Source organism: Pedobacter sp. UBA5917, from assembly GCF_002432345.1.
Classification (GTDB): Bacteria; Bacteroidota; Bacteroidia; order Sphingobacteriales; family Sphingobacteriaceae; genus Pedobacter.
In genome coordinates this window covers 1-339 of the sequence record NZ_DJDT01000132.1, presented here as the reverse complement: position 1 = coordinate 339, position 339 = coordinate 1, and the positions used below count along the sequence as shown (strand labels likewise).

At 46.9% G+C, this 339-nt stretch carries 1 protein-coding gene; it reads right to left on the bottom strand.

The window, feature by feature from the left end; all coding sequences use genetic code 11:
- Positions 1-57: 57 nt before the first annotated feature.
- Positions 58-339: SDR family oxidoreductase (locus B2V92_RS08000; protein WP_293306633.1), on the bottom strand; the 282-nt coding region annotated here is incomplete at its 5' end.

Genomic DNA, 339 nt, shown 5'->3' with positions numbered 1-339 from the left:
CTGCGCTTCAGTCGAAATGACGTTATGGCGGGAATTAATCCCGACTAACATTGATTTTTACACCAACAACGAACCACCATCAACATAAATTACCTGTCCGGTGGCGTATTGTTGTTTCATGTTGTATAAGAAAGTTTGTGCAATATCGCTGGCTTCCCCTACACGTTTTACCGGCAGGCTTTCGCCCACACCAGTGTACAGGTTATTCCTGTCTTCTTCGCTCATGCTGTTCCATAAATTGGTTTTAACTACACCCGGTGCTACCAGATTTACCCTTGTTGGGGCCAGTTCTACCGCCATTGCACGGGTGAAACCTTCCATCGCGGCACAAATACTGGC